This window comes from Caulobacter segnis (assembly GCF_023935105.1).
Classification (GTDB): Bacteria; Pseudomonadota; Alphaproteobacteria; order Caulobacterales; family Caulobacteraceae; genus Caulobacter; species Caulobacter segnis_B.
Genome location: NZ_CP096040.1, coordinates 2,078,366 through 2,100,809, shown reverse-complemented (window position 1 = coordinate 2,100,809; position 22,444 = coordinate 2,078,366). Strand labels below are relative to the sequence as shown.

The window sequence follows — 22,444 nt, the reverse complement described above, 5'->3', positions numbered from 1 at the left end:
GCCTAGCCGAGATCGCCGCTAGCCGCGTCGAGCAGCAGATAGACCCGGCCGGCGTCCGACGACAGCAGGGCCGCCAGCAGGAAGCCCTCGCGATCCTGACCGGCCGCTTCCTCGATCATGCCCGCATAGCGCTTCAGGAAGCGCTCGGTGTTGCCCCTCAGCGTGGAGTCCGAGAACAGCCGGCGGACCAGGCGACGAATGGCGGCCGGCGCCAGGCGCTTGACCACCTCGCGTGCGCCGCCCGCATCACGGGTCTGCAGGGCGGCGGCGATCTCGTCGATCCGGCCGCGCGGCAGCAGGGCGTGCGGATCGATGCCCATGGCGGTGATCTCGGCGGCCAGCTTTTCGCCCAGGCCCGCGTCGCCCGGCGTGCTGCTTTCGATGCCGGCCAGCAGGTTGCGCCAGCTCCAGCCGCCCTCGCCGTCCGGCTCCGGCGGCGGTGACGACGATTGCTTGCGCGACGAGGCCTGTTCGAACACCGAACGGAATTCCTCGTCAGTCGCGGTCGGGGTCAGGCGCAGACGGCGGCGGTCGGTCGGCGGTTCGTCCTCATCGTCGAAGTCGATCGTCGGCAGACCCTGAGACGGTTGGGCAGGCGGCGGGGCCGCGCGTGAACGGGCCGGCGCGGTCGTCGAGGCTGCGCGGGCGGCGACGATCGAGGCGCTGGACGCGGTGACGGCGCCGGCCGCCTCGCTGAGCATCTCGTAGTTGCGGCGCACGCGCTCCTGGAAGGCCTGGTCGATCGCGGCCGTCTCCTCGGCGGTGCGGCGGACGGCGTTCATCAACTGCTCGACGCCCTGCTCGATCGAGATCCGGACCTCGGCGGCCTTGCGCAGGGCCTCGGACGGCAACTCGGCGGTGCGCTTGCCGATCTCGGCCAGCATGCCTTCCAACTCGTCCAGCGTGCCGCGCGCGGCCTGGACGGAGTCGGCCAGCTTCTGCGACGTTCGGGCGCCGGCCTGCTCGACCATCTGAGCAGAGTGCTCGATGATGTCGCGCGCCTCTTCCATGCGGGATTCGAAGACGGCGTCGGCCTTCTGGCCGGCGGCGAAGGCGATCTCGTTCAGCTGGTCGACGCGGCTGCGAGCCGCCTCGACACGGGCCTCGACGCTTTGGCTGGCCTTCAGCGCCGCCTCGCCCATCGCCTCCATGGCCGCCTTCAGTTCCTCCTCGAGGAGGGTCCGCTGCTGCTCGGCGGCGTCGCCGATGGCTTCCAGCGTCTTCTTGGCGTTCTCGGCATAGGCTTCGCGCTGGGCCTCTGCGGTGTCGCCCATCTCGCGGAACTGCTCGGCCGCCGCGCTGATCAGGCCGCGCAGGATCTCCGCGCCCATGGACGCTGTGTCCGAAAGCTCGGTCGCGCCGACACGGGTATAGGCGACGAACTCGGTGAGTTGGGCGGTGCGGGTCTCGGCCTCGGCGGCGAAGTCCTCTTGCTCCGAGCGCAGGGCCTGGCTGATCTCGACCAGGGCTGCGCGCTGGGCGGCCAGGGTCTTTTCCACCGCCGACACCTGGTCGCCAACGCCAGTCCCGGCCGTCTCCAGGCGAGCGATCTGGCGCGACAGGTCCTCGGCCCCGACGCGAGCGGCGTCCGAGGCTTCGGCGGCGGCGGCGGCCAGGTCGGCGGCGCGGGCGGCCAGGGCGGCCTCGGCCTCCCGCAGCTGGGTCTCGGCCAGGTCGGAAGCTTCGGCGACCATGCGGGCCTGGCTGCCGATCGCGTCGACCACCGCCGTGGAGCGAGCGTCCAGCGACTGCGACAGGGTCTCCATCGCGGTGCGTTCGTGAGAGAGGCCTTGGGCCAGCTGGTTGGCCATCTTGGCCGACTCGGCGGCGGCCTCGGCCAGGCGCGCGGTCTCTTCCGCCAGGGCCTGGCGCAGCGAGATGATGTGCTCGCGGGCCCGCTCGGCGGCGTTGGCGGCGTCCTCGACGCCCTGACGCATGGCGTCGGCGGCGCTGGACGCGCCGACGGCGGCCAGGGCCGCCGGGGTCACGATCCGGTCGGTGAGGGTGCGAGTGCGGCGCAGTTCGTCGGCGACTCCCGTCGCCTGGCGCAGCAGATAGGCGCCCAACAGGGTCAGCAGCGCCGGCCCCAGGGCCAGGCCGGCGAACACCATCAGCGCGAAGCTCTCGACCTTGAAGGCCGGCACGCCGCGCGCATAGCCCAGGGCGAAGGCGATCGGGGCCAACGCCCACAGGGCGGCGACGGCGGTGGCGATGGTCCAGAACAGGACCCCGGACATGCGACGCGGCGCGGTCTCGGTGGTCAGGGCCACGGGCGCTTCGGCGACCGGACCGCGCAGGTCCAGCGACGGCTCGCGCGACTCGGCCTTGGCCGGCGCGGCGCGTTCGCTGTCGACGATCGGCGCGGGCGGCTGGGCGCCGAAGGCCAGCGACGTCGCCGGTTTCAGTTCGGGCTCGGCGAAGCTGGTCACCGGCTCGGGCGGCGGCTCACGGCGGCGGCGCGACCGCACGGCCGACGGCGGCGGCACGGCCAGGTCATCGTCCAGGGTCTCGCGCAGGCTCAGGGGCTCGGCGGTCGGAATCTCCGCATCGGGCTCGGAAAACGACGTCGGTCCAGGAACTTCGGGGGGGAGCTCGGGCGCGACCGGGGTGTCTTCGGGCGCGGCTTCCTCGGCCCTTGTTTCCTGAGAAGGCGGCTCCGGCGGCGTCGCGGAGAAATCGAGCGGTTGGCGCTTCTTAGGCTTCATACACAGCCAAGGTCCCAAGACGGGGCATAGAGGAGCGACTGCGAGGGGACACGGAGACAGCCTGCGCGCGCCGGACCCCTCCTTCGCGTGTCAGATGAACCTAACGGCGAAAAGCCTTGGCGAAAAGCGACTTTGCTTGCGTGGGCAGGGGTTGCGACGCCAAGGCGCGCGTTCAGGCCTCGCGTGAGGCGGTCGCGGGGAGGTTGACGGCGATCGGTGCGGGGCGAGCGGCCAGGCCGCGCGGCGAGCGGGCGACGGTCTTGTGCTGTTGACTCTTGGCGTGCGGACACGCGCTCTCGACCGCCACGCCGAACTGGCACAGCGCGAACGAGGACAGCCAAACGACCGCCACGGCCAGCATTTCGGTCAGGAAGCCCATTGCCCACCTCGGAAACCGATAGCGCCGTTATGCGAGAGACTCGCGGGTGATGCGAGTGAACTTTTGGTCATGTGTGGCTTGAGCTTTCCGAATGTGGCGCCACGCCAACTGACAGCGCCCCCAGATTTCCGGCGGTTGTCGTCGGTCGCCGTCGGGCCTAGGTCGCAGCATAAATTCGGCGCCCTTCTCGACGAGACGAGCCCGGACAATTTCCCTTTGCGGATCCTCGCCTTGGCCCTTACCCGTTTCGCATCCACCGCGTACTCGCCGGAACCGATGACGACGACACAGATCTCGCCGGCCCGCCTCACGCACCTCCAGCGCCTGGAGGCCGAGAGCATCCACATCCTGCGGGAAGTGGCGGCCGAGTGCGAACGCCCGGTCATGCTGTACTCGATCGGCAAGGACAGCGCGGTGATGCTGCACCTGGCCGCCAAAGCCTTCTATCCCAGCAAGCCGCCCTTCCCGCTGCTGCACGTCGACACGACCTGGAAGTTCCGGGACATGTACGCCCTGCGCGACAAGGTGGCGTCTGAGCTGGGCTTCGACCTGATCGTCCACAAGAACCCCGACGCCGAAGCGCGCGGCGTCAATCCGTTCGACCACGGCAGCGCCCTGCACACCGATCTCTGGAAGACCGAGGGCCTGAAGCAGGCCCTGTCGAAGTACGGCTTCGACGCGGCCTTCGGCGGCGCCCGCCGCGACGAGGAAAAGAGTCGGGCCAAGGAGCGCGTCTTCTCGTTCCGCTCGTCCGAGCACCGCTGGGACCCGAAGAACCAGCGCCCCGAGCTCTGGAACCTCTACAACACCCGCAAGCACCCGGGCGAAAGCCTGCGCGTCTTCCCGATCTCCAATTGGACCGAGCTGGACGTCTGGCAGTACATCCACCTGGAGAACATCCCGATCGTGCCGCTGTACTTCGCGGCCGAGCGGCCGGTGGTCGAGCGCGACGGCGCGCTGATCATGGTCGACGACGAACGCTTCCGCCTGCGTGACGGCGAAGTCCCGCAGATGAAGAGCGTCCGCTTCCGCACCCTGGGCTGCTACCCGCTGACCGGCGCGGTCGAGAGCACCGCGGCCACCCTCCCCCAGGTCATCCAGGAAATGCTGCTGACCACGACGTCGGAGCGCCAGGGCCGGGTCATCGACCACGACCAGTCCGCCTCGATGGAGAAGAAGAAGCAGGAAGGGTACTTCTGAGATGACGCACCAGTCCGCCCTGATCGCCGAAGATATCGACGCCTATCTGCACCAGCATCAGCACAAGTCGCTGCTGCGCTTCATCACCTGCGGCAGCGTCGACGACGGCAAGTCCACCCTGATCGGCCGCCTGCTGTACGACAGCAAGATGATCTTCGAGGATCAGCTCGCTGCTCTCGAAGCCGACTCCAAGAAGGTCGGCACCCAGGGCGGCGCGATCGACTTCGCCCTCCTGGTCGACGGCCTGGCCGCCGAGCGCGAGCAAGGAATCACCATCGACGTCGCCTACCGCTTCTTCTCGACCGAGAAGCGCAAGTTCATCGTCGCCGACACCCCCGGCCACGAGCAGTACACGCGCAACATGGTCACCGGCGCCTCGACCGCCGACGCGGCCGTGATCCTGATCGATGCGCGCAAGGGCGTGCTGACCCAGACGCGCCGCCACAGCTATCTCGTCTCGTTGCTCGGCATCCGCAACGTCGTGCTGGCCGTGAACAAGATGGACCTGGTCGGCTGGGACCAGTCGGTGTTCGACGCCATCGTCGCCGACTACCGCGCCTTCGCCGAGCAGATCGGGCTCAAGGTCTTCACCCCCATCCCGATCTCGGGCCTGGGCGGCGACAACATGGCCGCGCGCAGCGAGCATACGCCCTGGTTCGACGGCCCGATCCTGATGGACTGGCTGGAAGGCGTCGAGGTCGAGGACGACCTGCAGGCCAAGCCGTTCCGCATGCCGGTGCAGTGGGTCAACCGCCCGAACCTCGACTTTCGGGGCTTCTCGGGCCTGATCGCCTCGGGGACGATCAAGCCGGGCGACCGCATCCGCGCCCTGCCCTCGGGTCGCGAGAGCCGCGTGGCCCGCATCGTCACCCTGCCGGGCGACCTCGACCAAGCCGTCGCCGGCCAGTCCGTGACCCTGACCCTGGAAGACGAGATCGACATCTCGCGCGGCGACGTGATCGCCGCCGCCGACGCGCCCGCGCCGGTCGCCAACCAGTTCGAGGCCACGCTGGTCTGGATGGACGACGAGCCCCTCCCCCCGGGCCGCACCTATCTGCTTAAGCTGGGTGCAAGAACGGTCAGCGCCAGCGTCACCGACATCAAGCATCGCGTGAACGTCAACACGCTGGAGCACTCGGCGGCCAAGCGCCTGGAGCTGAACGAGATCGGGGTCTGCAACCTCTCGCTCGATCAGGCCATCCCGTTCGAGGCCTATGCCGAAAACCGCCAGATGGGCGGCTTGATCCTGGTCGATCGCCTGTCCAACCGCACGGTTGGCGCGGGCATGATCAACTTCGCCCTGCGCCGGGCCGACAACATCCACTGGCAGCACACCGACGTCAGCAAGGCCTCGCGCTCGGCGCTGAAGAGCCAGCGCGGCCAGGTCGTCTGGCTGACCGGCCTTTCCGGCGCAGGCAAGTCGACCATCGCCAACCTGGTCGAGAAGCGCCTGCACGCCCTGGGTCGCCACACCTATCTGCTGGACGGCGACAATGTCCGCCACGGGCTCAACAAGGACCTCGGCTTCACCGAGGAGGACCGCGTCGAGAACATCCGCCGGGTGGCCGAGGTCGCCAAGCTGATGGTCGACGCCGGCCTGATCGTGCTGACCGCCTTCATCTCGCCGTTCCGGGCCGAGCGACAGTTGGCCCGCGACATCCTGGAGCCGGGCGAGTTCATCGAGGTCTTCGTCGACACGCCCCTGGCCGTGGCCGAGGCGCGGGACGTGAAGGGCCTCTACAAGAAGGCCCGCTCGGGCCAGCTGAAGAACTTCACCGGCGTCGACAGTCCCTACGAGGCTCCCGAGACGCCGGAGCTGCGGATCGATACGACAGCGATCGATCCGGTCGAGGCGGCGGAGCGGATCGTGGCGTGGCTCGAGGGGCAAGAGATCGACTACACGATCTGATGTCTTGAGCGGCGCGATAGCAGTATCGCGCCGCCCAGGCCCAGCAAGGCCATAAAGGCTGTGGCCAGGTACCCCTTCGCGCCCAGGGCGTCGAACAATGGCCCCGACGCCAGGGTGGCGACGCCCAGCGTGAAGCCCGACGACAGCGCCGAGTTGATCGCCTGGGCCGGCGACGCGGCCGACCCCGGAGCCAGCTTCTCGATCAGGCGCAACGAGGCCAGGAAGCTGGCCGCGAACGTCATCGCATGCAGCATCTGCAGCGGAAACAACGCCCATAGCGGCGGCTCGAACGCATAGGCCGTCCAGCGCAGCACGGCGGCCAGCGCGCCCAGGATCAGGAACCGCTCCGGCCCCCAGCGGCGACGCAGCGGCTCCAGGAACCACATGAAGCCGACCTCGGCCGCGACACCCACGCCCCACAGGACGCCGATCATGGGTTCGCTGATCCCCTGCTTCCTCCAGAGGATGGCCGAGAAGCCGTAGTAGAAGGCGTGCGCGCCCTGGATCAGGCCGGCCGTGACCACCGCCAGCACGAAGGTGCGGTTGCGCAGCAGATCCGAGAGCCCCTTCCAGCGCTCGGATCGATCGGGCTTGAAGCCCTCGGCGTGAACCCGTTCGGGCGGCACCAGGATGGCGGCCGCCACGGCGCCGACGAAGCAGGCCGCGGCGATCCAGATGGCGATGATCGTGGGCGCGGCAAAGGTCAGGATCACGCCCATCGTGAGATTGGCCGCGATGAACGTGCTCGAGCCGGTGCCGCGCGGGACGCCGTAGTTGAAGCTCTCGGTCCGCGCCCGGCGCAGGGTGATGACGTCGATCAGCGGCGAGACCGTCGACAGCAGGGTCTGGCCGATGAACCAGAACAGGATCAGCCAAAGCAGGTTCGAGGTGGCCAGAAGACCCGCATAGCCCAGCCCCGCCCCGACCAGCAGCAGCACCATCGGCGTGCGCCGCAGGGTGAAGCCGTCGGCCCACACCGCCAGCGAGGCGCCGGTGAAGGGCTTGAGCAGCAACGGAACGGCCAAGACAAGGCCGATCTCGCCGCCGCTCAGGCCGCGAGACCGCAGATAGGTGCCGATATAAGGCAGGCTGACGCCCGAGCTCAGATAGATCGCGGCGTAGAACAGGCAGAGACGGACGAGGGTCGGAAGACCCCCTTTGGTAAGAGGAGGCTCCTCCGTCTTGTCCGCCCCCGGTTCCAAGTTACTCCGCGCCGCCGAAGCGGGCCGTCCATTCGGCGATCTGCTCGTCCTCGATCTTCTTGAACAGCACGTCCGGCACGGTCACCGGCTCGCCAACTAGCAGCTTGTCGAGCTCGACGCGGGCGTCGTTCGACGGCCATTCCGCCGGGAACGGCAAGTCGAACGCCGCGCCGATCTTCTCGGCGGCGAACGGGATGAACGGAGCCGAGATCTTGGCGTACAGCGCCGCCAGGTTCAGGGCCGTGCGGACGATGACGGCGGCGCGGTCGCGATCGGTCTTGATCGCGGTCCACGGCGCGGCTTCCTGCAGGTACTCGTTGCCGACCACCCACAGGGCCCGCAGCGCCTGGGCGCTCTTGCGGATCTCGATGGCGTCCATCTGTTCGGCCAGATCCGCCAGACGCGCGGAGACATCGGCGAACAGCTTCTCTTCCAGCGGACCAGGCTCGCCGCCCGCCGGGACCACGCCCTCGAACTTGCTCTCGTTGAACTTCAGGATGCGGTTGACGAAGTTGCCCAGCACGTCGGCCAGGTCGCGGTTCACGGCGCTGGCGAACTGCTCCCAGGTGAAGGCCGTGTCGCTGCCTTCCGGCGAGTTGGCCGTCAGGTACCAGCGCCACAGGTCGGGCGGCAGGATTTCCAGGGCCGCGTCCATGAACACGCCGCGCTTGTTGGAGGTCGAGAACTTGCCGCCGTACCAGTTCAGCCAGTTGAAGGCCTTGAGCATGTCGACGCTCTTCCACGGCTCTTCCGAGCCGAGGATGGTGGCCGGGAAGCTGACCGTGTGGAACGCGACATTGTCCTTGCCCATGAACTGGACGTAGCGGACGTCCTGCGCGCCTTCGTCGGTGCGCCACCAGCGCTTCCAGTCCCGGTCGGGCGCGCCCTCGGCCCATTCCTGGGTCGCGGCGATGTACTCGATCGGCGCGTCGAACCAGACGTAGAAGACCTTGTCCTCGAAGCCGGGGCGCGGGATCCCGTCCTTGGCCACCGGGATGCCCCAGGCCAGGTCGCGGGTGATGCCGCGATCGATCAGGCCCTCGTCCAGGTGCTTGTAGGCGATCGAGCGGGCCAGCTGCGGCCAGTCGGCGTGGCTGTCGACCCAGGCGCGGATCTTGTCCTGCATCTTGGTCTGCAGCAGGTACAGGTGGCGGGTGTCGCGCACCTCGATGTTCCGCGAGCCCGAGATCACCGAGTACGGGTCGATCAGGTCGGTCGGATCCAGCAGGTTGCCGCAGTTGTCGCACTGGTCGCCGCGCGCCTTCTCGAAGCCGCAGTGCGGGCACGTGCCCTCGACATAGCGGTCGGGCAGGAAGCGCTTGTCGTCGACCGAATAGACCATCTGGTCGACGCGTTCCTCGATCAGGCCGTGATCCTCCAGGGCCTGGCAGAAGTGCTGGGTCAGGCGATGGTTCTGCGGCGACGACGAGCGGCCGAACCAGTCCCACGACAGGCCGAAGGCGCGGCCCACGTCGTGCTGCAGCACGTGCTGCTCGGCGCAATAGGTGGCGACATCCTGGCCGGCGGCGGTCGCGGCCAGCTCGGCCGGGGTGCCGTGCTCGTCGGTGGCGCAGATGTAGAGGGTCTCGTGGCCCTGGGCCCGCTTGAAGCGCGCATAGACGTCCGCCGGCAGCATCGACCCCGCCAGGTTGCCCAGGTGCTTGATGCCGTTGATGTACGGCAGGGCCGAGGTGATCAGGATGCGAGCCATGCGGGCGCGGCCTTTCGGGGGAGTCTGCGGAACGCGAAGAAGCGTCCGCATATAGAAGGCTCGGGCGGCGAGGGAAAGGTTTGGCTGGCGCAAGCGCGCTCTGCTTCACGCGGCTTGCCGCTGAAGGGATGGAAAGGGACGCGGAGCGCCGGACATCCATCCGGAGGTTTGGAGAGTGAATACCGTTTCGACGAAGCCAGGACGCTCCGCGTGGTTCGTTATCCGGTGAGCCCGCGAGGCGGCGGGGTCTTAACCCGCTCCCACGTGAGGCCCCCGACGGGCGGGCCGGGGCGACGACCCCGGTCCCGGAACGCCCGGGCGATTTCAGCCCGGACCTGCCGCGTTCGCCTGATCCTCGCCGCCAGGGCTTCGTCCCAATGTTTCAGGGAGCCCGCATCTGGATCCGTCGCGAAGACGAGCCTCCCGAGAGAGACCCGGCGAGCGCTTCCCGCTCGACCACCCCTGATAGCCGTCTCGATCGCCGGCCGGACGTCCCTTCCGAACCATCGGTTGACAAGCAGTATGAGGGTGGTTTTCAACGCGGATCATTCAGGGGCGCGTAAAATCGACAAGCCGTTGATTTTGCTGACTTCGATCTCGCGAATTCCGAGGATAGAGCCGCTCCAATCCCCTTACTCGCCCCCTCCGCGCCTGCGGCGCTCCTCCCCCGGAGGGGGAAGAAGGATCACCGTCTGCCCCCTTCGGGGGCGGACGACCGCGAAGCGGTCAGGTGGGGGCCTGTGGCGTCGGCCGACCAACCTCGTAGCCTCTCGCCCTCCCTTTCTCCATGAGAGAGGGCTTCCACCCTGTCCCCGACGAGCCGCCTACAGCGGAATATTGTCGTGCTTCTTCCAAGGGTTCGTCAGTTCCTTGCCCTTGAGGCTCTTGAGGCCCCGCACGATCCTGCGTCGGGTGCCGTGGGGCATGATGACGTCGTCGATGTAGCCGCGCTGGGCGGCGACGAAGGGGTTGGCGAAGCGGTCCTTGTACTCGGCCTCGCGGGCGGCGAGCGCTTCGGGGTCCTTGGCCTCCTGGCGGAAGATGATCTCCACCGCCCCCTTGGCCCCCATCACCGCGATCTCGGCCGTGGGCCAGGCATAGTTGAGGTCGCCGCGCAGGTGCTTGGAGCTCATCACGTCATAGGCCCCGCCATAGGCCTTGCGGGTGATGACGGTGATCTTCGGGACCGTCGCCTCGGCATAGGCGAACAAGAGCTTGGCGCCGTGCTTGATCAGCCCGCCGTACTCCTGCTTGGTCCCCGGCATGAAGCCCGGCACGTCGACGAAGGTCAGGATCGGGATGTTGAAGGCGTCGCAGAACCGCACGAAGCGCGCGGCCTTGCGGCTGCTGTCGATGTCGAGCACCCCGGCCAGCACCTGGGGCTGGTTGGCCACCACCCCGACGGTCTCGCCGTCCATCCGCGCGAAGCCGCAGATGATGTTCTTGGCCCATTCGCTGGAGATCTCGAAGAAGTCGGCCTCGTCGACCACCTTCAGGATCAGCTCCTTCATGTCGTAGGGCTTGGTCGGGTCGGCCGGGATCAGGGTGTCGAGGCTGGCTTCCTCGCGATAGGCCTCATCGAAGGTCTCGCGCTCGGGCGCGGCCTCGCGGTTGGACGACGGCAGGAAGTCGACCAGGCGGCGCACCTGGGTCAGGGCTTCCAGGTCGTTCTCGAACGCGCCCTCGGCCACGCCCGACTTGGCCGCGTGGACCCGGGCTCCGCCCAGCTCCTCGGCGGTGACCACCTCGTTGGTGACGGTCCGGACCACGTCAGGCCCGGTGACGAACATGTAGCTGGTGTCCTTCACCATGAAGATGAAGTCGGTCATGGCGGGCGAATAGACATCGCCGCCGGCGCAGGGGCCCATGATCACGCTGATCTGCGGGATCACCCCCGAGGCCATGACGTTCTCCAGGAAGATGTCGGCATAGCCGGCGAGTGAATCCACGCCCTCCTGGATGCGGGCCCCGCCGGCGTCGAACAGGCCGATGACCGGGGCCCCGACCTTCATGGCCTGGCGCTGGACCTTGATGATCTTCTGGGCGTGAGCGTTCGACAGGCTGCCGCCGAACACCGTGAAGTCCTTGGAGAAGACGTAGACCACCTTGCCATTGATCGTGCCCCAGCCGGTGACCACCCCGTCGCCGGGGACCTTCTGGGCCTCCATGCCGAAGTCGGCGCAGCGGTGCTCGACGAACATGTCGAACTCCTCGAAGCTGCCTTCGTCCAGCAACAGGTCGATCCGCTCGCGCGCCGTCAGCTTGCCCTTGGCGTGTTGGGCCTCGACCCGCTTGGCCCCGCCCCCCGCCTTGGCCTGCTCGCGGCGGCGATCCAGTTCCTCCAGTATGTGCTGCACGCGCGTACTCCCCTGCCCGGTCTCTATGCTGGCGGCTGGACCACCTTATGGAGCTAGGCCTAGCGAGGCCAGGGGGCGCGAACAAGGCCGCCCTTGCGGCAGCGCGGCATCAGGCGCTTAGGCCGTGCGCGGACCAAGCAGGATGATCGCCGCGCCCGCCAGACACACCGCGCCGCCGATCAGGTCCCAGCGGTCAGGCCGGGCGTTCTCGACCAGCTGCATCCAGGCGATCGAGGCGACGATGTAGATTCCGCCATAGGCGGCGAAGGCGCGGCCGGCGACGCTGGCGTCGACCCGCGTCAGCAGCAGGGCGAAAACGATCAGCGACAGGGTCCCCGCCCCCGCCCACGCCGGCGACTTGCCCAGCCGCAGCCAGGCCCAGAAGGCGTAGCAGCCGCCGATCTCGGCCAGGGCGGCCAGGGCGTAGATCGCGAACGCCCTCATCAGCGCAGGGCCGCGAACCAGCGGTCGATCATCTCGGCCTCGACGGCCAGGGCCTCGGCGCGAGCCTTGGCCTCGTCGTCCTCGCCCCACTGCTCGGCCTGGAAGATCTCTTCAAGCCGCGCCAGGTCCAGGGCCCGGCGACCGGTCAGGCGTCCGGCCCGCACGGCCAGGGCCAACACGGTCGAGCCGAACAGGCCCGCGGCGAACGCCACGCCGGCCAGGGCGAAGTCGTCCAGGGTCAGGGCCAGGGCCTCGACCGCCGCCAGGGTGGCCGGCGGCTGCGGCTGGTGGATGATCCCGGCCACGGGCGTGAACACCAGGCCGTGCTCGGCCTTGGCCCAGTCGAGGATCGCGCCCCACTCCCGATCCTGGCGCTCGACCAGCGGCGTCGGGTGCTCGGCGCGATAGCACAGGTGGTCGGACGCGGCGTAGGCGGTGACCTCACGGGCGACCTCGGTGCGGGTCTCGGCGATGCGGTCGATGGCGGTGAAGGCCAGGCGCGTGGCCGGCATCAGGCTGTTGTCGATATACTCGACCTGGGCCTCCCACTCGGCGGCGATCATGTCGGCCAACGGCCGGTTCGGCGCCACCAGCGGCTTCTTGGCGGGCGACTTGGGCGTGCGGCCGTCCAGCTGGACCGCGAAACCGCCCTCACCGTTCTCTCCCAGCAGGGGGGCGGCGGCGGCGGCCTTGTAGAAGCGCCTCGGTTTCAGCAGCAGCTCGGACTTGTCGGACACGGCGAGAACTCTTTCGGGAGGGTCGCGACGGATTTCCGGGCGACCCGCGTTGAATGGTCAATGTCGAGAGTTGGCGCAAGGGAGAGCCCCGCTTGAGCTTACCATCCAAGGACATGATGGCCGCCATCGCCGCCACCCGCTTCGGGCTAGGCGCCCGGCCGGGCGAGATCGACGCCGCCAGGTCCGACCCGCAAGGGTTTCTCACCGCCCAGATCCGTCGCGACGGCGCGGACAAGCCCCAGGACGACGGCGAGGACGCCGCCACGCGGTTCGCCTGGATGCGCGACTACCAGGAACAGCGAAAGATGGAGCGCCAGCAAAAGGACGGCGCCGGCTCGGCCACGCCGAACCCCGCGCTGAAGGACGCGCAGCGCGCGCTGCGCGACAAGATCGACGGCGATTTCCTGGCCCGCGCGCGCCTGGGCGCTAATACGCCGGCCGCCTTCCGCGAGCGCTGGGCGCTGTTCTGGGCCAACCACTTCACGGTCTCGTCGACCAAGCAGCTGACCTCGGTGCTGATCGGCCCGTTCGAGCGCGAGGCGATCCGGCCCTACGCCTTCGACCGCTTCGAGAACCTGCTGGTGGCGTCCTCGACCCATCCGGCCATGCTGACCTATCTGGATCAGGCCCAGTCGATCGGCCCCGACAGCCGCGCCGCCGGTAACGCCGCGCGCCGCCAGAAGAGCAAGGTCGGCCTGAACGAGAACCTGGCCCGCGAGATCCTGGAACTGCACACCGTCGGGGTGGACGCCGGCTACAAGCAGGCCGACGTCACCGAGTTCGCCCGCGCCCTGACCGGCTTCTCGGTCGGCCGTGACAACGAGGACCGAGCCGGCCAGTTCGTGTTCCGCGACAACGCCCACGAGCCCGGCGCCCGCACGATCCTGGGCCGCCGTTACGGCGAACAGGACATCCAGCAGGGCCTTTCCGTCCTGAAGGATCTGGCCGCCGACCGGCGCACCGCCCGTCACTGCTGCGCCAAGATCGCCCGCCACTTCGTCTCGGACACGCCCTCGCCCGCCCTGACCGCGCGGCTTGAGAAGCGCTGGATGGACACCGGCGGCGACCTGGCCCAGGTCGCCAAGGCGCTGGTCGAGAGCCCCGAGGCCTGGGACCCAACGCCGGCCAAGTTCAAGACGCCCTACGAGTTCACCCTCTCGACCTGGCGGCTGATCGGGGCCGAGCCGTCGGCGATCGAGCGCCTGGCGCCGATCCTCACGGGCCTGGGCCAGAAGCCCTTCTCGGCCCCCTCCCCCAAGGGCTGGGCCGAGGACGCCCAGACCTGGGCCTCGCCCGACGGCCTGGTCAAGCGCATGCAGTGGGCCCAGGGCATGGCCGCCGCCGTCGCCGACACCACCGATCCCAACGCCCTGGCCGTCTCGGCCCTGGGCCAGCGCCTGACGCCCCCCGTCGCCAAGGCCGTGTCGCGGGCCGAGACCCGCCGCGAAGCCTTCGCCCTTCTCGTAATGAGCCCGGAGTTCCAACGCCGATGACCGCTCAGATGAACCGCCGCTCGCTGCTGGGCCTGGCCTCGGGCCTGGGCATCTCCATCAGCTTCCTGGGAACCCAGGCCTTTGCCGCCTCCGAGGGCGACCTGGCTCGGAAGAAGCTCGTCGTAGTCATATGTCGGGGCGGCATGGACGGCCTCTCCGTCTCGCCGCCGGTCGGCGACGCCGACTACGCGGCGCTGCGCGGCTCGATCGCCCTGAAGCCCGACCAGGTGCTGAAGCTGGACGACACCTTCGGCCTGCACCCCGAACTGGAGACCGTCCACGCCCTGGCCCTGAAGGGCGAGGCGCGCATCGCCCCCGCCATCGCCAGCCCCGACCGCGCTCGCTCGCACTTCGAGGCTCAGGACGTGCTGGAGACCGGCGCCTCGGGCGTCTACGGGGCCGAGACCGGCTGGCTGAACCGCACGCTGGAGGCCCTTGCTCCGGTCCGCAAGGTCGAGGGGCTGTCGGTCGGCGCCACCGCGCCGCTGATCCTGCGCGGCAAGGTGCAGGCCGCCAGTTGGTCACCCGGCAAGGGCGTCGACGAGACCGCCCGCCTGCCGACCCTGCTGCAGGATCTCTATAAGACCGACCCGCTTCTGGGCCCGGCCTTCGCCCGGGGCCTGGAGACCGAGACCATGGCCCAGCAGGCCATGACCGCCATGGCCGCGACCCCGGCGATGAACGTCGCCGCCGCCTCGACGCCGTCGATGGGCGCGCCGGCCAGCATGTCACCGACCATGGCCAACGACCGCCAGAACCGCGCCGGCGGCGAGGCCGCCCGCAAGCTGGGCTCGACCCTGGGCGGCTTCATGATCCAGCCCGGCGGCCCGCAGATCGCCGCCATCTCGCTGGACGGCTTCGACACCCACGCCGGCCAGCTCGGCCAGATCGCCACCCGCCTGTCCTACATGGACGCGGTGCTGGATGGCCTGCACACCGGCCTGGGCGCGGAGTGGAAGAACACCGTGGTCATCGCCGTCACCGAGTTCGGCCGCACCGCGCGCGTCAACGGCACCGGCGGCACCGATCACGGCACGGCCTCCACCGGCCTGATCCTGGGCGGCGCCCTGAAGCGCGGCGGCATCGTCGGCGACTGGCCGACCCTCAAGCAGAGCGCCCTGTTCGAGAACCGCGACACCGCGCCCACGCTGGACATGCGCGGCCTGTTCAAGGGCGTGCTGGCCGACCACATCGGCGTCGACCGCACGGCCCTGGAGACCAAGGTCTTCCCCGACAGCGCGGCCGCCAAGCCGGTGACGGGACTGGTCTAGCCTATCGACGGATCTTGGCGCTGCGCCGGCCGAACGGCTCGGATTCGGCCTCATCTTCCGAGAAGCCGAACTTGCGGAAGCCTTCCTTCATCTCGGGGCTCAGCGGGGCCTCGATATGCAGCATGCCGGCCGACGGGTGCGGCAGCAGGATCGAGCGGGCGTGCAGCTGCAGCTTCAGCCCTTCCGACAGCGGCGCGGACTTGTCGTCGCCGTACTTGGGGTCGCCCAGGATCGGGTGTCCCATGGCCTTCATGTGAGCGCGCAGCTGGTGCGTGCGGCCGGTGTGCGGACGCAAGGCCATCCAGGTGACGCGCGGCCCAGCGCGGCTGATGGTGACGAACTCGGTCTCGGCCGGCTGGGCGTCCGGGTCCTTGGGCTGGGCGGGGACGACCAGCTCGCGGTCGCCGACGCCACGCTTGGCCAGGTGCAGCTCCATGACGCCCTCGGTCGGGTGCGGGTTGCCTGCCACGATGGCCCAATAGGTCTTCTGCGCCTTGCGCTTGGCGAAGGCGCCCGACAGGCGCGCCGCAGCGGCTGGGGTCTTGCCCAGCAGCAGCACGCCGGAGGTGTCGCGGTCCAGGCGGTGGACCAGGCGCGGACGATCGACGCCCTCGCCCCAGGCGCTGAGCAGCTTGTCGACATGCTTGGTGGTCTTGGTGCCGCCCTGCACGGCCAGGCCGGCGGGCTTGTTGAGGGCCAGGACCTCCTCGTCCTCGTACAAAACCAAGGACTTGGCGTAGGCGACGTCGCGCGCCGACAGCTTGTTCTTATCCGACGGGTCGGGCGCGTCGGGCAGCGGCGGCACGCGGATCTGGCTGCCGGCGGCCAGCTTGGTGTCGGCCTTGGCGCGCGAGCCGTCGACCCGGACCTGGCCCGAGCGGAACAGCTTGTTCAGCTGGATGTGGTTCAGGTGCGGCCAGCGGCGCTTGAACCAGCGATCCAGACGGACCCCGTCCTCGCCGGCGTCGACGTACAGGGTGCGGACTTCCTTGGTGCTCATGCGAAAACCTTGCGGGCGACCAGAAGGCCCGCGAACAGGGCCGCGATCGACAGAAGAACGCTCGCGGCCGAATAGGAGAAGGCCTGGCCATAGGCGCGCTTCTGGATCATCAGCGCGGTTTCCAGGGAGAAGGACGAGAAGGTGGTGAAGCCGCCCAGGGCGCCGACGCCCAGCAGCACGCGCCACTGTTCGCTGGACGCGCTACCGCGATGGGCCAGCCACGACGCCAAGCAGCCCATCAGGAAACCACCCACGACATTGACGCTGAAGGTGCCGTACGGCCACCCCGGCCCCATGACCCGCATGGCGCCTACGCCCACCAGATAGCGCGCGACCGAGCCGACGGCCCCGCCGGCGGCCACGAGGAGCAGCTTGTTCATGATCGCCTTATGCGCCGAGCCGGCCTTAACGCCAAGCGTCCACCGGAGTTCCCTTGTTTTTCCCGGATTTCTTTAAAGGTAAACGGGGTTGTAAACCTTCTTTCAAAACCCCCGGTTAAGTGCGCTGACGGCATTCTGGGTGCGTCAAAACAGCGCCAGAACCATGCCCCCAGAAACTCAACCCTCAGATGCGACCGAACGCGTGGCTCTCCCGGCCCCGGTGCTTCAGCGCCTGACGGGTAACGACCTGGTGGCGCGCGGCTCGGTCAACGTCATCAGCATCAAGGCCATCCGCCAGTGGGCTGGCGAGTGGTGGAGCCAGAAGCGCGGCGACGTCTGGACCTATGTCGAGCTGAAGCTGAACGAGCATCTGGATCGCCAGGACATGCGCGCCCGCATCTCCGACAGCGAATTCCTGATCGCCATGAACAACGACCAGGGCCTGGCCGCCCAGGCGACCAGCGTCCGCATCCTGGAAGACGTGCTGACCCACCTGCTGGGCGCGGCCTCGCCGATGGATCTGGGCATCCGTTCGGTGATCGGCGTCGAAGGCGGCGAAGCCGTTTGCAGGCCGATCGACGCGGCGACAGTCCTGGCCGCTCGCGCGCGCCGCGACAACGTCCGTTCGCCTGTGCGCGTCTCGGTCGACCCGGCCGACGAAGGCCGTCGGACGCCCGTGGCCTTCACCACGGCCGGCGGCGCGGCCCTGCGGGTCGACTTCACGCTGGAACACGTCGTCAACCTGCGCCGCAACGTCACCACCGCCGTGCGCATCGAGCCGATGGTCACGCACCTGGCCACCGGTCGCCAGGCCTCGGCCCGCGCCCTGACCAAGCTGTCGGATCGCGACGTCGCCTTCATCGACGAGTCGACGCTGAAGTACGCGGCGGTCTTCGCCCGCTCGGCGCAAGGCCCCAACACGCCCGAACTGATCCTGCCGGCCTCGTTCCGCACGCTGGGCACCCAGCGCGGCCGCGACCTGCTGACCGGCACCGCCGGCCTGTCGCTGGCGCTGCTGCGCGGCGGCATCCAGATCGAACTCGTGGACGTCACCCGCGGCACCCCCGCCGGCCGCTTGCTGGAAGTGGTGGGTCTGCTGCGCGCCCTGACCCGCGGCGTCATCGCCCGCGTGCCGCCGGACAAGGAAGCCCTGCGCGTGCTGCGCGACGCCCGCCTGGCGGGCCTGGCCCTGGACGCTTCGGACCTGACTGGCGAAGCCGCCAAGATCGCCATGGACATCATGGCCTTCGGCCGCGACGCCCGCGGCCTGGCGCCGATGAACATCCTGCAGGGCCTGCCGCAGGAAGGCTATTTCGCCGCCGCCGAAACGGCCGGCCTGACGCACGCCTCGCTGCGCGCCAACTATCCGCTGGCCAAGCAGGCGGCGGCTTAGAACCCCGCCTTCCCGGCGAAAGCCGGGACCCAGATCTCATAGCGGTGCGGGGACTGGCGCTGAGCTCTTAGAGCCTACTTCGGCGCTCTCCATCTGGGCCCCGGCTTTCGCCGGGGAAGCGGATCACGTCCGCTGGCGGCCGTAGCCCACGTTCTTGATCACGTCCCGCGCGTCATAGGCGTCGCGATCGCGCGGCGTCGCGCCCTTGCCGAACACCACCTCGATCGAACGCGAGAAGGACGGGCCAGGGCCGAGGTTGAAGCTGGTGCCCAAGCCTAGGCCGACGCTGGATCGGCGACCGAAGCTGGCCGAGCCGCCCCCCACCGACATGCGCGGCCCGCGATCGTAGCCACTGGAGGTGGTCGAGCGATCGGCGACCCGGAACCAGTCATAGCCGTCGCGCAGGGCCAGTTCGGCCGCGCGCAGCAGGGCGTAGTCGGCGACCTGGGCCTCGGGCGCGCCGGGGCCGCCCTGGAAGGTCACGCGATAACGGCCGGCCTCCAGTCGGTACTCCGAGTATCCGACGTCGTTGGGCGAGCCCATCTGGGCGCGATAGGTGGTCGGGGCGGACGTCGCGCAGGCGGTCAGCAGCAGGCCCGACAGGGCGGCGGCGATCAGGGGTTTCGAGATCTTCATGGCGAACCTCTTCAGACCTGATCAACGGTCTCGGAACCTGGCTGTTCCGGAACCGCGAGGCCCAGGGCCTCGAGCATGGCCTTGAAATCGGACGGAAGCGGGGCCGTGACCTTGCGCTCGCCGCCCAGCGGATGCGGGAAGGTCAGGCGTGCGGCATGCAGCATCAGGCGCGGGACGGCCGCGCCGCCCAGCATCAGCGCCCCGCCATAGCGGCTGTCGCCGGCCAGTGGCCGACCGATCGAGGCCATGTGAACGCGCAGCTGATGCATGCGCCCGGTGTCGGGCGACAGCTCGACCAGGGCGGCCGTGGCGTTGTGGGCCAGGGTGCGATAGCGGCTACGGGCGGTCTCGGCGTCGGGATGGTCGAGTTCGCAGACCCGCATATAGGCCTCGCGACCAATGGACTCTCGGCGCAGTGGGCTGTCGATCATCCCGCCCTTCGGCTCGGGCGCGCCCGGCGCGACGATGGCCAGATAGCTCTTGCGGAACCGCTTGGCCATCATGGCCTCGCCCAGCATGGCCGCCCCAGGCTTGGTCTTGGCGGTCAGGATCACGCCCGAGGTGTCGCGGTCCAGCCGGTGGATCAGCCGAGGCCGAGCCTTGCCCGGCTTGGCGAACGCCCACAGCAGGTCGTCCAGCGTATGGGCCTTGATCCGCCCCCCCTGGCTGGAGAGGCCCGCCGGCTTGTCCAGCACGATGATCGCCTCGTCCTCGTACAACACCCACGACCTGGCCGCCTCGACCTCCTCGGGCGTCAGGGTGATCGGGCACTCGACGGCCTTGGGCTTGGCGACGCCGGGGGGACGGCGGAATTTCGGACTGCTCATTTGCCGTCCTTACGCACCTTGCCCCAGGCTTCCAAGCGCTCTCGCACCTTGGCCTCGGCGCCGACCGGTTTGGGTTCATAGAACCGCCGGCGCTCCATGCCGTCCGGGAAGTAGTTCTGGCCCGAGACACCGCCCTCGACATCGTGGTCGTAGGCGTAGCCATCGCCGTATCCCAGCGACTTCATCAGCTTGGTCGGGGCGTTGAGGATGTGCGACGGCGGCATCAGGCTACCGGTCTCCTTGGCGGCCCGGCGGGCGGCCTTGTAGGCGTTGTAGACGGCGTTCGACTTCGGCGCGCTGGCCATGTGGACCACGGCCTGGGCCAAGGCCAGCTCGCCCTCGGGCGATCCCAGGAAGTCGTAGGCGTCCTTGGCGGCCGTGGTCAGCAGCAGGGACAGCGGATCGGCCGCGCCGATATCCTCGCTGGCCATGCGCACCAGCCGGCGAGCGATGAACAGCGGGTCCTCGCCGCCCTCCAGCATCCGCGCCAGCCAGTAGAGGGCCGCATCCGGATCGGACCCGCGCACCGACTTATGCAGGGCCGAGATCAGGTTGTAGTGTTCCTCGCGGTCCTTGTCGTAGGCCGGGCGGCGCTTTTGCAGGAACTGGCCCAACTGGGTCGGGTTCAGCGGGCTGTCGGTCCCGATCGAGAACAGGGTCTCGGCCAGGGTCAGCAGGTAGCGGCCGTCGCCGTCAGCCATCGACACCAGCACCGCACGCGCATCGGCATCGATCGGCAACGGCCGGCTCTCCGCCGTCTCGGCGCGCTGGAGAAGCTGCTCCAGCGCCTCCTCGGTCAGGCGCTTGAGCACGAACACCTGGCAGCGGGATAGCAGAGCGCCGTTCAGCTCGAACGAGGGGTTCTCGGTCGTGGCGCCGACCAGGGTGACGATACCCTCCTCCACGAACGGCAGGAAACCGTCCTGCTGGGCGCGGTTGAAGCGGTGGATCTCATCGACGAACAGCAAGGTCGACTGGCCGGCCATGCGGCGCGCGCGGGCCTGCTCGAACGCCTTCTTCAGGTCGGCGACGCCCGAGAACACCGCCGAGATCTGCTGGAATTCATAGCCCCCAGCCTTGGCCAGCAGGCGGGCGATGGTGGTCTTGCCGGTGCCGGGCGGCCCCCACAGGATCATCGAGGCCAAGCGATGGGCCGCGGCCATGCGGCCGATGGGGCCTTCGGGACCCAGGAGATGCTGCTGGCCCACCACCTCGTCGAGGCTCTGGGGCCGCAGCCGGTCGGCCAGCGGGGCCGGCGCATGAGGCGTCAGGCCGGCGGCCTGGAAGAGATCGGACATGAGTCCCTTCTAGCAGGCCGCCGGCATGGGCTCCAAACCCTAGAACTGCGCCTGGATCAGCTGGCCGCCGCGCTCGATCGTGATGTTCCAGCGCTGCGGCTTGGTCGCCGCGGCGGCGGCCAGGTCGGCGACGCTGTTGATCTGCCGGCCATTCACCGAGCGGACGAAATCGCCCGGGCGCATCCAGTTCTGGGCGTAGCCGGGGGCGATCTTGGTCACCAGCGCGCCCTTGCCCGCGAACGGGTCGACGCCCAGGTCCTGGGCCACGGCGGGCGAGAGGTTCAGCACCGTCGCGCCGTTGAACGGGTTGTTGCCGGCGATGGCGCGCTCGTCGCGGGCCGGGATCTCGGGGGCGGCCTCGGCGCGGACCGTGATGGTCTGCTCCTTCTCGTTGCGCTGGATCACCATCGGCACGCGATCGCCAACCTTGTGAGTGCCGATCGCGAAGGCGCCGCCGCCCTGGTCGTTCACCGCTCGGCCGTCGATCGACAGGATGATGTCGCCCTCCTTCACGCCGGCGCGGTCGGCCGACGAGCCCGGATAGACCTGGGCCACCAGCACGCCGCGCGGAATGGACATGCCCAAGGCCCGGGCGATGTCGCCGGTCACCGGCTTGCCCTCCACGCCCAGCCAGGGCCGCACGACGCTGTGGCCGCCGCCCAGGGCCGTGGCCACCACCTGGCGCACCACGGCGGCGGGGATGGCGAAGCCGACCCCGGAGGACGAGCCCGAGCGCGAGATGATGAAGGTGTTGATGCCGACCAGGTCGCCGTCCATGTCGACCAGCGGCCCGCCCGAATTGCCGGGATTGATGGCCGCGTCGGTCTGGATGTAGCTGCCGAAGTCGGCCGCGCCGACGTCGGTGCGGGCCAGGGCCGAAACGATGCCGTTGGTCACGGTCTGGCCGACGCCGAACGGGTTGCCCATGGCGAGGACCAGGTCGCCGACCTCCAGCTGCTCCTGGTCGTCGATGGCCATGACCGGCAGCTTCTCGCCCTTGGTGTCGATCTTCAGCACGGCCAAGTCGGCGCGCGGGTCGTCCAGCAGCACGGTGGCCGGGAATTCGCGTCGGTCGGCCAGCTGGACGGTGATGTCGCCCTTGCCCTCGACGATGCCTTCGATGTTGTGGTGGTTGGTGATGATCACCCCGTCGGCGCGGACGATGGCGCCCGAACCGAGCGAGCCCTGCACCTGGGCGCCGCCGCCTCCGCCGCCCATGAAGAAGTCCCAGAACGGGTCGACGCGCTGGCGTACGATCCGGCGGCTGGCGACGTTGACCACGGCCGGAGCGGCCTTCTTCACCACGGGCGAGAAGGACATCTTCATGGTGGTCGCGTCGGCCGGAGCGCGCTTGGTCGGGGCCGGCATGCCGGGGATGGATTGGGCTTGCGTCTGGCCGGTCGGGTTCGAGCAGGCGGCCAGCAGGACGACGACGGGCAACAGGGCGCGAAGGGGGCGCATGGTCTTCAAGTACAGCTCCTGACGGTTCCCCGCGAACTCAG

18 protein-coding genes are annotated in these 22,444 nt (G+C 69.2%); 5 read left to right on the top strand and 13 right to left on the bottom strand.

Annotated elements, in window-relative coordinates; all coding sequences use genetic code 11:
• Window positions 1-2: 2 nt before the first annotated feature.
• Window positions 3-2,705, bottom strand: a complete 2,703-nt coding sequence (locus tag MZV50_RS10320) for a polar localization protein TipN (protein WP_252634447.1) — start codon at window positions 2,703-2,705, stop codon at window positions 3-5.
• A gap of 172 nt (window positions 2,706-2,877) precedes the next feature.
• Complete coding sequence (locus MZV50_RS10315) at window positions 2,878-3,084, bottom strand: hypothetical protein (RefSeq protein ID WP_252634446.1); 207 nt, start codon at window positions 3,082-3,084, stop codon at window positions 2,878-2,880.
• Window positions 3,085-3,315: 231 nt separating this feature from the next.
• Here MZV50_RS10315 and cysD point away from each other — a divergent pair, with 231 nt between their 5' ends.
• Both cysD and cysN read left to right on the top strand, forming a co-directional pair.
• On the top strand, window positions 3,316-4,284 hold the full coding sequence (gene cysD, locus MZV50_RS10310; RefSeq protein ID WP_252634444.1) for a sulfate adenylyltransferase subunit CysD: 969 nt from the start codon (window positions 3,316-3,318) through the stop codon (window positions 4,282-4,284).
• A 1-nt stretch (window position 4,285) separates the two neighbouring features.
• Window positions 4,286-6,193, top strand: coding sequence for a sulfate adenylyltransferase subunit CysN (gene cysN, locus MZV50_RS10305; RefSeq protein ID WP_252634442.1), 1,908 nt, complete (start codon window positions 4,286-4,288; stop codon window positions 6,191-6,193).
• Here the strand turns inward: cysN and MZV50_RS10300 are convergent.
• The 5 genes from MZV50_RS10300 to MZV50_RS10280 form a co-directional block, all read right to left on the bottom strand.
• A complete protein-coding gene (locus MZV50_RS10300; protein WP_252634441.1) occupies window positions 6,181-7,395 on the bottom strand; it encodes an MFS transporter in 1,215 nt (404 codons plus the stop codon). The genes cysN and MZV50_RS10300 overlap by 13 nt on opposite strands.
• A gap of 1 nt (window position 7,396) precedes the next feature.
• The gene (gene metG, locus MZV50_RS10295; RefSeq protein ID WP_252634439.1) at window positions 7,397-9,106 is read right to left on the bottom strand and encodes a methionine--tRNA ligase; all 1,710 of its coding nucleotides are present in this window, start codon (window positions 9,104-9,106) and stop codon (window positions 7,397-7,399) included.
• Between the two features lie 824 nt (window positions 9,107-9,930).
• A complete protein-coding gene (locus MZV50_RS10290; RefSeq protein ID WP_252634438.1) occupies window positions 9,931-11,463 on the bottom strand; it encodes an acyl-CoA carboxylase subunit beta in 1,533 nt (510 codons plus the stop codon).
• Window positions 11,464-11,580: 117 nt separating this feature from the next.
• Window positions 11,581-11,907, bottom strand: a complete 327-nt coding sequence (locus tag MZV50_RS10285) for a YnfA family protein (RefSeq protein WP_252634436.1) — start codon at window positions 11,905-11,907, stop codon at window positions 11,581-11,583.
• Complete coding sequence (locus MZV50_RS10280; protein WP_252634434.1) at window positions 11,907-12,644, bottom strand: ATP12 family chaperone protein; 738 nt, start codon at window positions 12,642-12,644, stop codon at window positions 11,907-11,909. The genes MZV50_RS10285 and MZV50_RS10280 overlap by 1 nt, the downstream gene beginning before the upstream one ends.
• A 53-nt stretch (window positions 12,645-12,697) precedes the next feature.
• Between MZV50_RS10280 and MZV50_RS10275 the strand changes: the two genes are divergently transcribed.
• Together MZV50_RS10275 and MZV50_RS10270 are read left to right on the top strand one after the other, a co-directional pair.
• Entirely contained in the window at window positions 12,698-14,137 is a 1,440-nt protein-coding gene (locus tag MZV50_RS10275) for a DUF1800 domain-containing protein (RefSeq protein WP_252634433.1), read from the top strand.
• Window positions 14,134-15,408: a DUF1501 domain-containing protein gene (locus MZV50_RS10270; RefSeq protein WP_252634431.1), complete on the top strand. Its 1,275-nt coding sequence runs from the start codon at window positions 14,134-14,136 to the stop codon at window positions 15,406-15,408. Before MZV50_RS10275 ends, MZV50_RS10270 begins: the two co-directional genes overlap by 4 nt.
• A gap of 1 nt (window position 15,409) precedes the next feature.
• On the opposite strand, the gene MZV50_RS10265 is transcribed toward MZV50_RS10270, so the two are convergent.
• Window positions 15,410-16,408: an RluA family pseudouridine synthase gene (locus tag MZV50_RS10265; protein ID WP_252634429.1), complete on the bottom strand. Its 999-nt coding sequence runs from the start codon at window positions 16,406-16,408 to the stop codon at window positions 15,410-15,412.
• The gene (gene crcB / locus MZV50_RS10260; protein WP_252634427.1) at window positions 16,405-16,788 is read right to left on the bottom strand and encodes a fluoride efflux transporter CrcB; all 384 of its coding nucleotides are present in this window, start codon (window positions 16,786-16,788) and stop codon (window positions 16,405-16,407) included. Before crcB ends, MZV50_RS10265 begins: the two co-directional genes overlap by 4 nt.
• Window positions 16,789-16,951: 163 nt before the next feature.
• On the opposite strand from crcB, the gene MZV50_RS10255 reads away from it, so the two are divergent.
• Window positions 16,952-18,181, top strand: coding sequence for a hypothetical protein (locus MZV50_RS10255; protein WP_252634425.1), 1,230 nt, complete (start codon window positions 16,952-16,954; stop codon window positions 18,179-18,181).
• Window positions 18,182-18,304: 123 nt separating this feature from the next.
• Here the strand turns inward: MZV50_RS10255 and MZV50_RS10250 are convergent, their stop codons facing one another.
• The 4 genes from MZV50_RS10250 to MZV50_RS10235 are packed head-to-tail and all read right to left on the bottom strand — an operon-like array spanning window position 18,305 to window position 22,412.
• Window positions 18,305-18,817 carry a CC0125/CC1285 family lipoprotein gene (locus MZV50_RS10250; RefSeq protein ID WP_252634423.1) on the bottom strand — a complete coding sequence of 171 codons (513 nt, stop codon included), beginning with the start codon at window positions 18,815-18,817 and terminating at the stop codon, window positions 18,305-18,307.
• An 11-nt stretch (window positions 18,818-18,828) separates the two neighbouring features.
• Complete coding sequence (locus tag MZV50_RS10245) at window positions 18,829-19,644, bottom strand: RluA family pseudouridine synthase (RefSeq protein ID WP_252634421.1); 816 nt, start codon at window positions 19,642-19,644, stop codon at window positions 18,829-18,831.
• Window positions 19,641-20,942 (bottom strand): replication-associated recombination protein A, encoded by a 1,302-nt coding sequence (locus tag MZV50_RS10240; RefSeq protein WP_252634420.1) that lies wholly within the window; start codon window positions 20,940-20,942, stop codon window positions 19,641-19,643. The genes MZV50_RS10245 and MZV50_RS10240 overlap by 4 nt, the downstream gene beginning before the upstream one ends.
• Window positions 20,943-20,981: 39 nt before the next feature.
• The gene (locus tag MZV50_RS10235) at window positions 20,982-22,412 is read right to left on the bottom strand and encodes a Do family serine endopeptidase (protein ID WP_252634418.1); all 1,431 of its coding nucleotides are present in this window, start codon (window positions 22,410-22,412) and stop codon (window positions 20,982-20,984) included.
• Between the last annotated feature and the right edge of the window lie 32 nt (window positions 22,413-22,444).

Bases quoted from the DNA above. Each gene is read 5' to 3' on its own strand.
- MZV50_RS10265 (WP_252634429.1), bottom strand. From the start codon at position 16,408: ATGAGCACCAAGGAAGTCCGCACCCTGTACGTCGACGCCGGCGAGGAC.
- cysN (WP_252634442.1), top strand. From the start codon at position 4,286: ATGACGCACCAGTCCGCCCTGATCGCCGAAGATATCGACGCCTATCTG.
- MZV50_RS10240 (WP_252634420.1), bottom strand. From the start codon at position 20,942: ATGTCCGATCTCTTCCAGGCCGCCGGCCTGACGCCTCATGCGCCGGCC.
- MZV50_RS10275 (WP_252634433.1), top strand. From the start codon at position 12,698: ATGGTCAATGTCGAGAGTTGGCGCAAGGGAGAGCCCCGCTTGAGCTTA.
- MZV50_RS10255 (WP_252634425.1), top strand. From the start codon at position 16,952: ATGCCCCCAGAAACTCAACCCTCAGATGCGACCGAACGCGTGGCTCTC.
- MZV50_RS10315 (WP_252634446.1), bottom strand. From the start codon at position 3,084: ATGGGCTTCCTGACCGAAATGCTGGCCGTGGCGGTCGTTTGGCTGTCC.
- MZV50_RS10245 (WP_252634421.1), bottom strand. From the start codon at position 19,644: ATGAGCAGTCCGAAATTCCGCCGTCCCCCCGGCGTCGCCAAGCCCAAG.
- MZV50_RS10270 (WP_252634431.1), top strand. From the start codon at position 14,134: ATGACCGCTCAGATGAACCGCCGCTCGCTGCTGGGCCTGGCCTCGGGC.
- crcB (WP_252634427.1), bottom strand. From the start codon at position 16,788: ATGAACAAGCTGCTCCTCGTGGCCGCCGGCGGGGCCGTCGGCTCGGTC.
- MZV50_RS10320 (WP_252634447.1), bottom strand. From the start codon at position 2,705: ATGAAGCCTAAGAAGCGCCAACCGCTCGATTTCTCCGCGACGCCGCCG.
- metG (WP_252634439.1), bottom strand. From the start codon at position 9,106: ATGGCTCGCATCCTGATCACCTCGGCCCTGCCGTACATCAACGGCATC.
- MZV50_RS10285 (WP_252634436.1), bottom strand. From the start codon at position 11,907: ATGAGGGCGTTCGCGATCTACGCCCTGGCCGCCCTGGCCGAGATCGGC.
- MZV50_RS10250 (WP_252634423.1), bottom strand. From the start codon at position 18,817: ATGAAGATCTCGAAACCCCTGATCGCCGCCGCCCTGTCGGGCCTGCTG.